The organism is Hafnia paralvei (assembly GCF_020150375.1).
Classification (GTDB): domain Bacteria; phylum Pseudomonadota; class Gammaproteobacteria; order Enterobacterales; family Enterobacteriaceae; genus Hafnia; species Hafnia paralvei.
Window position 1 is genome coordinate 707,844 of record NZ_CP083737.1, and the last position, 12,926, is coordinate 720,769.

12 protein-coding genes and 1 tRNA gene are annotated in these 12,926 nt (G+C 46.3%); 3 read left to right on the plus strand and 10 right to left on the minus strand.

The genetic code is table 11. The annotated features are described in order from the left end of the window. Positions 1 to 68: 68 nt before the first annotated feature. From K9N75_RS03270 to K9N75_RS03305, 8 genes are all read right to left on the minus strand, one after another. The gene (locus K9N75_RS03270; RefSeq protein ID WP_166712920.1) at positions 69 to 1,904 is read right to left on the minus strand and encodes an IucA/IucC family protein; all 1,836 of its coding nucleotides are present in this window, start codon (positions 1,902 to 1,904) and stop codon (positions 69 to 71) included. Next, on the minus strand, positions 1,901 to 2,503 hold the full coding sequence (locus K9N75_RS03275; RefSeq protein WP_215757910.1) for a GNAT family N-acetyltransferase: 603 nt from the start codon (positions 2,501 to 2,503) through the stop codon (positions 1,901 to 1,903). Before K9N75_RS03275 ends, K9N75_RS03270 begins: the two co-directional genes overlap by 4 nt. After that, positions 2,500 to 3,840: a lysine N(6)-hydroxylase/L-ornithine N(5)-oxygenase family protein gene (locus K9N75_RS03280; RefSeq protein ID WP_008814977.1), complete on the minus strand. Its 1,341-nt coding sequence runs from the start codon at positions 3,838 to 3,840 to the stop codon at positions 2,500 to 2,502. The genes K9N75_RS03275 and K9N75_RS03280 overlap by 4 nt, the downstream gene beginning before the upstream one ends. Before the next feature lie 189 nt (positions 3,841 to 4,029). Continuing rightward, the gene (locus K9N75_RS03285) at positions 4,030 to 6,204 is read right to left on the minus strand and encodes a TonB-dependent siderophore receptor (RefSeq protein WP_008814978.1); all 2,175 of its coding nucleotides are present in this window, start codon (positions 6,202 to 6,204) and stop codon (positions 4,030 to 4,032) included. Positions 6,205 to 6,660: 456 nt separating this feature from the next. Next, positions 6,661 to 7,038, minus strand: coding sequence for a DUF805 domain-containing protein (locus K9N75_RS03290; protein WP_008814979.1), 378 nt, complete (start codon positions 7,036 to 7,038; stop codon positions 6,661 to 6,663). Between the two features lie 106 nt (positions 7,039 to 7,144). Then, entirely contained in the window at positions 7,145 to 7,534 is a 390-nt protein-coding gene (locus tag K9N75_RS03295; RefSeq protein WP_130954737.1) for a DUF805 domain-containing protein, read from the minus strand. A gap of 113 nt (positions 7,535 to 7,647) precedes the next feature. After that, on the minus strand, positions 7,648 to 8,439 hold the full coding sequence (gene fhuF, locus K9N75_RS03300; RefSeq protein ID WP_114445140.1) for a siderophore-iron reductase FhuF: 792 nt from the start codon (positions 8,437 to 8,439) through the stop codon (positions 7,648 to 7,650). A gap of 270 nt (positions 8,440 to 8,709) precedes the next feature. Then, entirely contained in the window at positions 8,710 to 9,774 is a 1,065-nt protein-coding gene (locus K9N75_RS03305) for a GGDEF domain-containing protein (RefSeq protein WP_008814982.1), read from the minus strand. 300 nt (positions 9,775 to 10,074) lie between these two features. Between K9N75_RS03305 and K9N75_RS03310 the strand changes: the two genes are divergently transcribed. Beyond that, positions 10,075 to 10,365 carry a DUF1435 family protein gene (locus tag K9N75_RS03310; protein WP_039187953.1) on the plus strand — a complete coding sequence of 97 codons (291 nt, stop codon included), beginning with the start codon at positions 10,075 to 10,077 and terminating at the stop codon, positions 10,363 to 10,365. Between the two features lie 103 nt (positions 10,366 to 10,468). Here the strand turns inward: K9N75_RS03310 and K9N75_RS03315 are convergent. Next, a tRNA-Leu gene (locus tag K9N75_RS03315) sits at positions 10,469 to 10,555 on the minus strand. A gap of 239 nt (positions 10,556 to 10,794) precedes the next feature. Next, on the minus strand, positions 10,795 to 11,835 hold the full coding sequence (rsmC, locus tag K9N75_RS03320; protein ID WP_008814984.1) for a 16S rRNA (guanine(1207)-N(2))-methyltransferase RsmC: 1,041 nt from the start codon (positions 11,833 to 11,835) through the stop codon (positions 10,795 to 10,797). 208 nt (positions 11,836 to 12,043) lie between these two features. On the opposite strand from rsmC, the gene K9N75_RS03325 reads away from it, so the two are divergent. Together K9N75_RS03325 and rimI are read left to right on the plus strand one after the other, a co-directional pair. After that, positions 12,044 to 12,454: a DNA polymerase III subunit psi gene (locus K9N75_RS03325; protein WP_004846719.1), complete on the plus strand. Its 411-nt coding sequence runs from the start codon at positions 12,044 to 12,046 to the stop codon at positions 12,452 to 12,454. Further along, a complete protein-coding gene (rimI, locus tag K9N75_RS03330) occupies positions 12,423 to 12,890 on the plus strand; it encodes a ribosomal protein S18-alanine N-acetyltransferase (protein ID WP_008814985.1) in 468 nt (155 codons plus the stop codon). Before K9N75_RS03325 ends, rimI begins: the two co-directional genes overlap by 32 nt. Positions 12,891 to 12,926: the final 36 nt, after the last annotated feature.

The window sequence follows — 12,926 nt, forward strand, 5'->3', positions numbered from 1 at the left end:
GATATAAGACTCCAGAAGACGAGCCCCCGCCCTTTATGGGCTTGGGGGCTTTACAGTATTTAAACCCGTTATTTAAAAACCACTAGCGGGTTATCTAACTGACCAGCAAACTTCAGGTTTTGCGATGGATCGCTGAGATTGATCATCTGGCGATTGTTCGCTAACTGTAGGCGGTTTAGGCAAGAGTGAGTAAACGCAGGGCTGAACATATCGTAGCGTGCGAAGCGCTCCGCTAACTCAGGATGCGCTTGCTGATAGTCAGTCACACATTCTGCGACTCGATGCCAGAATTGTTCCTGAGGATAGCTGCCTTGTTCGTGGAGGATCGCGGCCATGAAGCGGAAGAAACCGTCGAAAACATCGGTGAATATCGACAGAATCTTCAGCTCATCGGGAACAAATACCGCCACACGTTTGGCTTTTTCCGGCAGATTGGCGTCGGGATCCATCACCACGATTTCTTCGGCGATATCCTTCATGAAAACGTGTACTGGCGTGTGGTTTTCCAGCACTAGAATCAGATTTTCACCGTGTGGCATAAAGGCGAGATCGTAGGTGTATAAGCAGTGCAACAGCGGGCTAAGGTAGCTTTGCAGATAGCGTTTCAGCCATTCGCCCGTCTCGAGGCCAGAAGCTTGAATCATTGCAGGTAGTAGAGCGTTACCTTCACGATCTTGATGCAACAGCGCCGCCATCGTCATAACGCGTTGATTTGGCTGGATCAGCGCTAGTGGGCTTTCGCGCCACAGTGCCGCCATCATTTTTTTGTATGGCGTATCACCGCTTACTGCGCTTTCGTAATAGTGATTGTGATAGCCGATGGTGGCCACTTCGCGCAGCATACGGAAACCATAGTCGCGCAGGCAAGCGTCATTATCGATGAGCTCGGCCAGCCATTCATTGATACCCGGAGTGGTTGCCATGTAATACGGCGATAGTCCACGCATGAAACCCATATTCAGAATCGATAATGCGGTTTTGACATAACGCTTGCGGGAATTGCTGGTGTTAAAGAAGGTGCGGATCGATTGCTGTGCCTGATAGTTATCATCACCGATACCTAAATAAACCAACTCACGTTTAGCGATATCGGGTGCGAAAATCCCTGTCAGCTTGTTCTGCCACTGCCATGGATGAACCGGCATGAATATATAATCGGTAGGATCCAAATCTTGTGCCATGAGCTGTTGGCGGAAATCATCCACCACGCTTGGGGTGAGCTCTTCTTCCAGCAATTGCTGATAACTTAGTTCTTCAATACTGGCGAAATGGGCTTTGCTTTTGTGCGCGGCGAGCCAGACGAAATTGATGGGGGCTGCGGCTTCAGGTGCGTAGGCTTGATAGTCAAAAGCGTCAAAACCGATACGGCCATTGTTTGCCACAAAGGCGGGATGGCCTTCCATCATAGCGCCTTCCAACGTTTGAAAATCGGCGTCCAGTAGCTGTTCAATCAAAACGCCTTCACGCAGATGTTTAAATGCGCTGCTGTAAAGCGTGCTGGTGATCTCTTCCATGTAAGTCGGTAGCATTTCTTGAGGAATACCAAGCACATCTTTGAATTCAATGATAAAGCTCAGAGAGTCTAATTCCTGTTCAACACCTGCTTGGGTCTTACGCAGAGATTCGGCATCGATGGCCCAATGCTCTAATGCTAGACGACGTGCGCGGAAGTGATAAACCACGTCGCCCTGTGGCGCAGCAAGCTGGTAGTCGGCAAGTTCTTCAGGAGACGCTTCATGACGAATGCATTTTGGCGTAATCAAACGCTCGTGAGCAAACTCGGCAATGGCTTTGCGAACGTGTAGGCGATTGGCTTTGCTCCACAGTTCTGGGGTCAGATGCGCGATAACGTGACGATTTTGTTCAGATACGGGTAAATGAGAAAATTGAGTATGAGCGGTCATGCGTGGGTCTCCTGACGGGAAACTGAGTGATATTGCGCATCATGGCGCAGAGCGGCGGCGTGCTGGTCACGGTCACAGAAAGCCAGCCATGCCGTTTTATTTGCCAGCTCGATTTGATGTTGGTAGACGAATCCGGCACGTTTATTTAGGCGATGGATTTTCTCGTTGCGCACGTCGGGTTCCACCACGATACGGGCTACGCGCTCGTCGCTGAACATAAAGGCAACGATGGTCTGGAAGACCGCCCAGGTAAAACCGCTGAGGGGTTTATCCGCCGGAGCGACCAAAATGTGCATACCATAATCGCTGCTTTGTGCTGGATAGCACTGACCCACCGGATCGTGGATTGCCTGATATCTCTCTAATAAAAACGCAGGCTTGCCTTGATATAGGCCAATAAACGCGCCGTCAGGGTGGTGCTTGAGCAGATCCAGATAGAAATCTCGTACCTGCTCTAGCGATTGTTCCATCATGCCCCAATAGCGTGCATAAGGTTGACTGACCCAGCTATGCAAAAGCTCGGCATCTTGAATTGCGTCCAACGGGCGAAGTGCGAAATCCCCGACTTCAGCCACCTGATGTTCAAAAACATAACTCATAACAAATCTCCGGTTTGCGGAGCAGCAAACTGTTGGAAGGCAATCTGTTCTTCAATGGGATAGTGCTCAGTGCCGGTTATTTCTCGCAGGATCCATGAATTGCGATAGCAGGCCATGCCGAGATCGGGGGTGACAAAACCGTGCGTATGTAACTCGGCGTTTTGGACAAAAATCTCATTGTGCTGGGTGTCGATCGAATAATTTCGAGCCACGTCATAGCGGCCTTTTTCATCCCATGCAATTCGGTCGTGGATCGGTTGTAAAAACGCCGGTGGCTGGTGGCGATATCCGGTGCACAGGATCACTGCCTCGCTGTTAATGGCGAAGTGTTGATCCTGTTCATGCTGATGTAGCGCCAGATTCAAGGTTTTACTCTTGGTCGTGTTCTGTACGCCGGTTAGTGCCGTGTTGGTGAACAAGCGGGTGTTCACGTGCCCATCGAGACGTTTGATATACAGCAGATCGAAAATGTCGTTAATCAGACTGCTGTTAATACCTTTGTAGAGCTGTTGGCTCTGCATATTGAGCTGGTCACGCTTTTCGGCAGGCAGTTGATGGAAGTAATCCACATATTCTGGTGACGTCATTTCAAGCGTGAGTTTGGTGTATTCCAGCGGGAAGAAGCGAGGTGCACGCGTGACCCAGTTTAACTGATAACCATATTTATCAATTTCGGAGAGCAGATCGTAATAGATCTCGGCCGCGCTTTGCCCGCTGCCGACCACCGTAATTGAGCGGCGGGTTTGCAGTTCCTCTTTGTGGTGTAGATACTGGCCAGAATGCACCATGCGTTCAGCCATTGGCTGGCAGCAGTCGGGAATGACAGGGGAAGGGCCAGTGCCGAGAACTAGGCGGCGAGTTTCAAACTTCAGTTTCTGACCGTTGCGAGTATCACTGCAATGAACGTGATAGCAATGACTATCTTGATCGTATTCCACACGTTCAACTTTGGTATTAAATCGCAGATTGCTCAGGCGTTCAGTAGCCCAACGGCAATACTGGTTGTACTCCTTGCGCATCAAGAAGAAGCTTTCGCGGATGTAAAATGAGTAGAGTCGTCCCTGCTGTTTGATGTAATTGAGGAAACTCAATGGGTGCGTCGGATCTGCCAGCGTCACCAGATCGGCCATAAACGGCGTTTGCAAATGAGCACTTTCCAGCATCATGCCAGGGTGCCAATCAAAGCCCGTGTTTTGGTCGAGAAAAAGCGCATTTACCTGCGATAGCGGCTGAGTCAAACAGGCTAGTCCCAGATTAAATGGCCCAATGCCGATGGCGATAAAATCGTAAGGCTGCGTTGCCGCGCCGGTCTGAGAGGATAAGGAGAACTGGGTCATAGATCTTACCTTAGTTAGGTATTCACGAGTGGTAACAGTACAAAATCGATGCTCAGCATTTTTCCAGCGTTCTAGATTTCGGATACGGGCGGTGGAGCTGGCGTTAAATGACGCCATGACGTTAATTTAAAAGATTTAGTTTTTATAAAAGGGTGCCGGTATATCCGGCATCCCTGTTTTAGAAGGTGCTTAGAAGGAATATTTCACGCCGACGACCACAGAACGTTCTGCGCCGAACCAGCAGTTATTGCTGTCATAGCAACTGGCAACATAACGTTTGTCAGTGATGTTGTTCACGGCCATTTTGAGTGTGGCGTTATCTAATGCTGGAGTTAGGTTACCAAGCTCATATGACGCGGCCATGTCATACAGCGTCACGGCTGGCAGTTGCTCAGTATTGCTCTGGTTGGCTTCCATACGGCCAATGTAACGAATACCCGCACCAATGGTGAGACCACGAAGGAAAGTGTCGTCAATGGTGTAGTTAGCCCATGCGCTGGCGTTATCCTTCGCTGTTTGTACCGGACGGTTACCAATCAGTGACTTGTTGGCATCCTCGGTGATTTTCACGTCGGTGTAGGCATAGTTTGCCGTTAACAGCAGGTTTTCTAGCGGTGAGGTACGAATTTCGAATTCATAACCTTTCGACTCAATTTCACCACTCTGGTATTTCTCGTAAGGGTCTACGCCGTTCGGATTGGAGGTTAGCGCATTCTCTTTTTTGATATCAAACACGGCGGCCGTGAAGATAGTGTTTTGGCTTGGTGTTGCAAATTTCACCCCACCTTCCCACATCTTGCTGGTTTCAGGTTTGTAAGAACCCCCGCTTTTGTTACGTCCTGCTAAAGGCTCAAAGCCTTCGGAGTAGGCAACATACGGAGAAATACCGTTATCAAAGTGGTACATCGCGCCATAGCGTTGGGTGTACTTACTCTGGCTGAAGGTTTCGTCAGTATCGGCACCGTATTGCAGGCCGTAGGTGCGTTTTTCGTATTGGTCATAGCGACCACCGGCGAGAATCGTTAGCTTGTCGAGATCGATTGAATCCTGCCAGTAATAACCATTCTGATGCATGCTGTAGCGCACGTTGGTTGCCAGAGAGGGATCCCATGCAATATTGCCACGATTAATTTCACTGTTGTCGCGGTCAAAGATATCGATGCTTGGTGCCACGGCATCTTGATATTCAGTCTTGTTGTTCTGCCACTGATAATCGAAGCCCAACAATACGTTATGGCGCAGGAATGCGGTATCAAACTTACCGGCAATCTGGTTATCAATATTGAAGGAATCCATGCTTTCGTCAGTCATATACATACGACGGCCTAGAGTACGGCCATCAGCAGCCAATCCAGTACTGTAAGTATTTTCCTGATAAGCCGTGATGTGCATGAAGCGGGCTTTCTGGGTGAATGACCAATCATCATTGAAGCGGTGGTCATACTGGTAGCCAACAGACTCTTGTTTGCGTTTGTACGCTTCCCAATTGTGGTCACCTAAATAGACATCCGTAGGCAATTTGCCATAAGGCGAGTATTTAAATGTGCCTTCGCCCGGCAGGGACGTGTATACACCCGCCTTAGGATCGTTTTGCAGGAACGCTTGTACTAACAGACTATTATTATCGTCGATATCCCAACGTAGCGAGGGCGCTAATAAATAACGTTCATTCTTGGAGCCTTCAGCCTGTCCATCAGATGCGCCCGCTAAACCGACAAAACGATAGCTGACATCGCTGTCGCCAATTTGTCCGGTAGAGTCGATTTTTCCCTCACGGCGATTATCGCTGCCGGTATCAAATTCAACGTCGGTATTTTGGATTTTCTGCGGTTTCTTGCTGATCATATTCACGATACCGCCAGGCGAGGCGTTACCGTATAAAACGGATGCTGGGCCTTTCATCACTTCGATGCGATCCAACATGTAGGTATCTACCTGGCCCTGAATGTTCCATTCGTTATAAGGCAGTTGTAAGCCATCGAGGTAGTTTTCGCTGTTTTTAAAACCGCGAATGGTGAATTCGTCAAAGCGGGTGATTGCACCGCCACGGTTTTCGGTGGTGACACCAGACACATAGCGCAATGCTTCGTTGAGTGAGCTAATCCCACGCTCGTCCAGTTCTTGTCCTTCAACAGTATTGATTGTCTGAGGAGTATCCTGAGCGGTCAGATCTGATTTAGTCCCGGTGTTTTCATAGCTTCCTAGAGGAGGAAGACTGGCTTTGGCGCTAACGACGATTTTGTCTTCATTGCCAGAGGTTGCTGTATCAGCTTCTGTGGCCGCAAAGGCACTCAAAGGGAGGAATAAGCAGCCGATGGGTAACGCGGCTTTTAACGAAGAGCAAATAAACGCATTGTATTTCATCTAATGATCCCTGCTTGAAAAGCACGAAAATCTAATAATTAATTGTGAGCTCTCTGGCCATCGCTGGTTGTTATCCAGTCAATGACATCGCTTTATTAAATGCGATACAGAATGATAATTATTCTCGTTAGCTTTGGTAGCTTTTATTCAGGGAAAAAAGGAAAAACTATTTTTCTTTGTGATCTTTGTCACATATTAATCATTGTTTATCATGATTAACCTTATAAACATCATTGAATTTAATGAGTTAGTGTCATTAAAACGCAATATCTTAATGTGTTTTTAATCTAAGGAAATGCTGTTTTAGCTGAGGGGTTGCATGGCTAAGAGATAAACTAACAAGAGGGGATACAAAATATGAGCGAGTTACGATGATATAGGTTGAAGATATCAACCTATATCAAAGAAAGCTTAGTTAACCGTTGCATGAACTAGAGTTCAGCGATGCAAGACTGACTAGATTAAATCACCAGCTTTTGGATCGGCACCATATTGGTTGTCTCCGCGAGTACCTTCTTTGCAAAGAGTAATCAGCATGATGATAGGGCCAACAAGCGGTATCAGGGCAATGAAATAAAACCAGCCTGAATGGTTGGTGTCATGCAATCTTCTGGCGATGACAGCCAGACTTGGGATAAGTATGACTAATGAATAAAGTATCGATAATATGCTAAAGATAATAACCAGCATACTATCTGAAAATATACTCATTAACACAAATAATACAATGCTGATAATGGAAGAAAACAGGGTAAACATCCAATATTCTTTGCGGCGAGCACGGCCATTGAAATTAGCGTAATTTTCTTTTACTACTTTGAGAAACCATTCCATGTCTAAAACTTCCTTGCGAATAAGTTGAAATAACATGGCTATAATAGTTTTTTTTTAAAGAAGTTTTTCTTATTTCAACATGAAGTGATGCTTAAGTTTAACTGGGTTATTGAATGATAAAATTATTTTTTAGCTGTTCTATTTTTGTATCCAGCCCATAGTGATTATCTCCTTTTGTTCCTTCTTTACAGAGAAAGATAAGCAGAACGATAGGTCCAACAAATGGAACGAAAGAAATAAAATAAAACCAGCCGGACTGGTTGGTATCGTGTAGCCTTCTGACGAGAACGGCTAGATGTGGGATTAGCGTGACAAGCATATACAGTATGAAGAGAATAGCGGTGAAACCCGAAACATCAGTTTCAAATGTCATGGAGATATATAGAGTGAGTACCAGTATAAGCGTATGGAAGAGTGAAAACATCCAATACTCTCTACGGCGAGCGCGGCCATTAAACGTCGCGTAATTCTTCAATACATTAATATACCAATTCATCGAATCAAATCCCTTGATTTAAAGAGGGGATAGGATACTCGACAGATAACCAATAAGCCTGACCTTGATCAATAAGCCAGCTATTTTTAATGGCATTTTTAACGCAAAAATAATTACTCTAAATTTAATGGGCAATCACCGCACTCTTTCATTTTAGGCAGCTTATAGCGTTGGCAGCAGGTGCGGCGCTGAATAGTACCATTACGCATCAGAACAGTACGATAGAGTGGATTCTCTTGCCCATTTGGAAATGCGGCAGTGAAGAATAGCGCATGTTCTAGCTGAGAAAAGGTGGCATCGCCAAGAAGCGGGCGAAGTTCCCCCAAATACCAGTGCATCACATAACCAATGTTGCTCCACATGAGCTTGGCGTTTAAAACCCCCTGCCGTGCAATCGCATTGACTGCCGGAAGCAAATGACGTTCAACCAGTGACACGATCCTCTGCAGAGGTGTGCTATTGCGAGTCTCGCCGGACATCAATTTTGGATAATAGATAAATGCCTCAGGCCGTCCACTATCGTGGAAACGGACTTTGAACTGGCGGATATGTGGATCTAAAGGCGCAGAATGCTGGAGTAACAGCAGCATCATGGGCGGCACCAGCAACCCAAAATACCACTGAGCCCACAGTGATTCTAACGGTTTGGCTTCTGGGCTTTTGTCCGGAAACTCGGCGTAGTGTTCATGTTGATAGCGCGACATCAGCTTGGCGTATGTTCCTGTAGCGGACCACTGCATAGCGGATAAATCATGGCTAGACGCAGTTTCATCAATCAAAAACGTTGTCAGGAAATGAGGATAATGCTGGCTGAAAAGCGCGGTTAACTCTTCCGCTTCTGGCGGAAAAGCGGGAAATACCGCAGGAAGGTAGGTATCGAACTCAGTCAGCGCAGTTATCTTCACCAAAGCATCCTAGAAAGCATGGATAAAAACGCAATAATACTGATAACCATTATCAATCGCAAGAATGCGAAGCGAAAAATGCGGTGAGGGTAGAAAGGGATAAATGTTAGCGCGCTAAGAGTGTGCCCTTGGCTGCATAGCGTTACGGATATAGAAAAGGTGGAAATAATTCTATTTGATACTATGAAAAATAGAATTATTTAAGACTCGGTGCTGCTGTCTATATTTGAGTGATTGACCTGCGGTCATATCCGTAGCGTATATAAACAGCTAGGCTACTTTTTGCAGTGAAACTCTATTACGACCTTTTTGCTTAGATAAGTACAGTGCCTGATCGGCGCGAGCGATAGCATTCTCTAAATTATTATTGTACATCTCTGAAAGACCAGCCGAAATGGTGACTACGCTGTACCCATTTGGCTGGTATTCATTTATCAGTGCTAATTGTTCCACATGCGAACGAATATGTTCACAGATTTGGATAGCTAATGTCTCAGATGCATCGCGTAAAATAAGTAAAAACTCTTCGCCGCCGTAGCGAACCGCTAAATCTCTACTGCGTACGGCTTCCTTGATAATCTGAGCAATGGCCGTCAATGCGGTATCACCATACTGATGTCCATAATGATCGTTATAAAGCTTAAAAAAATCGATGTCTATCATCACAACAAAATCTTTGTGCTCAGTCGCACAGTCGTTACTCATGTGATGAAATTGAAATTCTAGACCACGACGATTAAGTAACGTAGTGAGTGGGTCAATCATGCTGAGATCGCTGAAACGGGCCTTATCGCGTTCAAGCTGGTTTACTAATTGACGTGTGAAAGCCTCGCGCCTGCGAGTTATAACGCGGTGAAGGGATAGCGCGATAATGGGCAGTGCCAATACGAATAAGATACGCGTCATATTATGGAAATCTTCTAAAATAATGACGGTAATCGCTACAGGGATGGCATTTAGGCAAAAGGCCAATAAATTGTCAGAAAGAGTCACCGCAGCAATAAAAAAAACGCTGAACAAATTGATTAATAAAAATTCATGCCCGCTTACATCGACATGTCGATATTTTACCGCAATATGAAATGACCACAGTATCCCCAATACCAGTGCAGCAATATTGAGTTTTAACAAGTATTTTTCACGATGCCATATCAAAGATATGGCAGAAAGTAGGCAAAAAGCAAAAATGCTGACTCCTGCAATCGTGTACGGTGGATCTGTTTGTAATGGATTTAGCAACGCATAAAACGATGTAGCACCATTTAACAGAATAAATAACAGGAATGTCATATGGCTTTTGCTATTTAATAACTCATCGTAACTTTTTGCGTTCATTAAAAATGGGCTCGTGGCTGTCAATATTGCTCGGATTAGGAATTTGAAATGACGTGATGTTCTAAGTATTAGAAAAAAACTTCTGAGATTATTCTTATTCGACCATAAAAGTAACAGTTTTGATCGGAGAAGTCATGTGCTTGTAATTAATGTGGGTTACAAGGAGACAAAGTGGATAAAAAAACACCATTTTTGCTCTTGTACGTGATGAGAGTGAGGTACACATACAGAATTCATGGATGAAAATTAAAAAATCTCAGCCTATGATATTGGGAATTATTATCATCTATGGTGCGATTTATGCTGATAGTATCGATAGCGTTGCTGGTGGTGTGGGGGATAAGTCTATGGGCATGGCGGTCATTGAGCGGAATTTGGGGGATTAGTCTACCAACATTGGTTTTACCCTTGCTGATCGTCTCGAATCTGAATTTATCTTTTTTAAAAGGCATGATGGTTCTAGCTATGCTAACAACGCTGGCTATGCTGTTTAATCCACGTTTGCGCGATTATATTTTACTGCCGTCCGGTTTAGCTCTGGCGGGAGGACTTGCGACAATTTCTTTAAATTACAATTACTTTGGCGTTTAACTACTGGGAGGCGACTGAAATACATGTGTACAAAGAGGAGAGGGAAGTCGTTAAAGCTCTGGGAGATGCAAGGATAAGGCAGGATAAGAAAGAAACAATCTGTTGGTGCGAAGAGAGGGACTTGAACCCTCACGTCCGTAAGAACACTAACACCTGAAGCTAGCGCGTCTACCAATTCCGCCACCTTCGCATACCGTTTTATATTGCTTTGCAGCAACATAACCACGGAGGCGAATTCTAGAGATTTTCGCGGTTACGTCAACACTTATTTCCCCATCGATGTATGTTTGGGGCGTGTTTGGTGAAAATGTGGACATTTATTTTGTAAATTGCGTTAGTGCCAGAAATTATTGCGATGAATGGTGGTATGGAGCAGGGCGGGGAAGGGAGCACGACTGATAGCCCGAGGGATATCAGTCGTAGAATTCATTAGCGTTTTTTCTTGGCAATAGCTGCGCGACCCAGACGGGCTGAGTAGACTTTGAAACGACCTGTTTGAGCTAGCACTTCATGTGAGCCAAAGACATCGTCAAGCAACTGTGGATACGGTAAGAAAGCGTTAGCCACGATGCGCAGTTCACCACCGATTTGCAGCTGTTTTGCCGCACCGCGGATCAAGGTTTCAGCCGCAGTTAAGCTAGTCTGCATTCCATCGTGGAACGGTGGGTTGGAAATGATCATATCAAAACGACCATTCACGTCTGAATAAACGTTGCTGGCGATCACTTCACCCTGAATGTCGTTAGCTGCCAGCGTTGCACGGCTGGATTCCAACGCCGCAGCGCTCACATCGGTAAGCGTCAGCTTAACTTTGGGTGACATTTTGGCCATTGCAGCAGATAACACGCCTGCACCACAACCCACATCCAGCACTTTGCCTTTCATGTGTGGTTCAAGCGAAGAAAGTAACAGGTGGCTGCCGATATCCAAGCCGTCACGGCTGAAAACACCCGGAAGGGTTGCGATAGTGAGGCTGCCTGTCTGGTAATTTTCCCACCAGTCTTCAAGATTGAAATCGCACTGTTTTTCTAAACGTCCATGATACAGACCGCAGCGACGTGCGCTGTCAATTTTCACCAGAGGCCCGAACGTTTCGATAATGCCTTCTGCACTACGCACGCCAGCGCGGTTTTCGCCAACGATAAACAACTCAGTGCCAACGGGCATTAGAGAGAAGAGGTTTTGCAGTTGAAACTGTGCTTCCTGTTTGCTCTTAGGCCAGTAATAAATCAGGGTATCGCAATCAGCGACTAAATCTGCATCTGCCGTTAAGCCAAACTGGCAACGTTCGCCCATGGTACGACTCAGTTGCTGCCAATGATGATATTGATTGGTATGAACGCGAACCTCTGCCGCTTCAAACTGTGCTGGCAGGGTATCTTGTAAATCGCCTGCAAAGAGGACTCGGCGTGGTTCGAATTCCTCGCTGTGGCGCAGAATGACTTCGCTGGCAGGGGTAAATAATGACATTAAACGTGTTTCCTTAGGTTAACTAGGCGGGGAGTATATACCCAAATTACGTGGAGTTGCAGTAAGGCAGCATAGAGAGGAAATTCGACGCAGAGGCAGTGTCACGTAAAGATGGGGAGAGCTTTAATGACGTAGGTTCGATAGGTTTGCTAGAATAACGCCGCAGATAGTCATCTTAACGTCTCTTTTTATCTACAAGCAGGACAGTATGGCCTCCCGACGCGATCTTCTTTTACAGCAGCTTGGTATTACTCAGTGGGTGCTGCGGCGTCCAACTGCGCTGCATGGCGAGATTGCGGTCAGCGTATCTGGCTCGACTCGCTTGCTAATTGTATCGGCTGAGCCGATTTCTCCTGATGACATATTACTGTGTGACGTACTCAAGGCGTTGATGCTATCGCCTGAACAGGCGGTGATCCTCACGCCAGATCAATACGCCATGCTAAGAGATAGCGAAAAATATCATGTCTGGTGGCTCGGTGAAACATCGACCACAGAACGTGACGGCGTGATGCTGCACTCTCCGGCGCTCAGCGCGCTTTATCATAACTCCGGTGCGAAACGCGCCCTATGGCAGCAAATTTGTCATGATGAACAACATTTCTTCCCTCAAGGGTGAGATCTCTCCACTCACCGAGGCCGATTTTAACGCTGCTTTTGAGATTGAGCGTGCAAGCCATGCATTTCCATGGACTGAAAAGACGTTCCTCAGTAACCATGGTGAACGCTACTACAATCTGAAACTAGAGTGTGATGGCGTATTAGCTGCTTTTGCGATTACGCAGGTGGTGCTAGATGAAGCGACATTATTCAATATTGCCGTTGCGCCAACCCAGCAGCGTAAAGGGCTGGGGCGCGGGTTGCTAGAAGCATTGATTTCCGATCTGGAGGAAAAAGGCATTGTGACATTATGGCTCGAAGTGCGGGATTCCAACCGTGCGGCAATAGCGCTTTATGAGTCGCTAGGTTTCAATGAAGTGTCGGTGCGACGTCATTATTACCCAACCGCTGATGGGCGCGAAGATGCGCGCATTATGGCGCTGCCGCTGGGCTGACCCCCTTCCTCAGATAATTACCATGATTGTGCGTTG

What these genes read in the sequence shown, in the direction of transcription:
- K9N75_RS03280 (WP_008814977.1), bottom strand. Translation starts at nt 3,840, where the DNA reads ATGACCCAGTTCTCCTTATCCTCTCAGACCGGCGCGGCAACGCAGCCT.
- K9N75_RS03290 (WP_008814979.1), bottom strand. Translation starts at nt 7,038, where the DNA reads ATGGAATGGTTTCTCAAAGTAGTAAAAGAAAATTACGCTAATTTCAAT.
- rimI (WP_008814985.1), top strand. Translation starts at nt 12,423, where the DNA reads ATGATGAACAACATTTCTTCCCTCAAGGGTGAGATCTCTCCACTCACC.
- K9N75_RS03310 (WP_039187953.1), top strand. Translation starts at nt 10,075, where the DNA reads ATGCTGATAGTATCGATAGCGTTGCTGGTGGTGTGGGGGATAAGTCTA.
- K9N75_RS03295 (WP_130954737.1), bottom strand. Translation starts at nt 7,534, where the DNA reads ATGAATTGGTATATTAATGTATTGAAGAATTACGCGACGTTTAATGGC.
- K9N75_RS03275 (WP_215757910.1), bottom strand. Translation starts at nt 2,503, where the DNA reads ATGAGTTATGTTTTTGAACATCAGGTGGCTGAAGTCGGGGATTTCGCA.
- K9N75_RS03270 (WP_166712920.1), bottom strand. Translation starts at nt 1,904, where the DNA reads ATGACCGCTCATACTCAATTTTCTCATTTACCCGTATCTGAACAAAAT.
- rsmC (WP_008814984.1), bottom strand. Translation starts at nt 11,835, where the DNA reads ATGTCATTATTTACCCCTGCCAGCGAAGTCATTCTGCGCCACAGCGAG.
- K9N75_RS03285 (WP_008814978.1), bottom strand. Translation starts at nt 6,204, where the DNA reads ATGAAATACAATGCGTTTATTTGCTCTTCGTTAAAAGCCGCGTTACCC.
- K9N75_RS03325 (WP_004846719.1), top strand. Translation starts at nt 12,044, where the DNA reads ATGGCCTCCCGACGCGATCTTCTTTTACAGCAGCTTGGTATTACTCAG.
- K9N75_RS03305 (WP_008814982.1), bottom strand. Translation starts at nt 9,774, where the DNA reads ATGAACGCAAAAAGTTACGATGAGTTATTAAATAGCAAAAGCCATATG.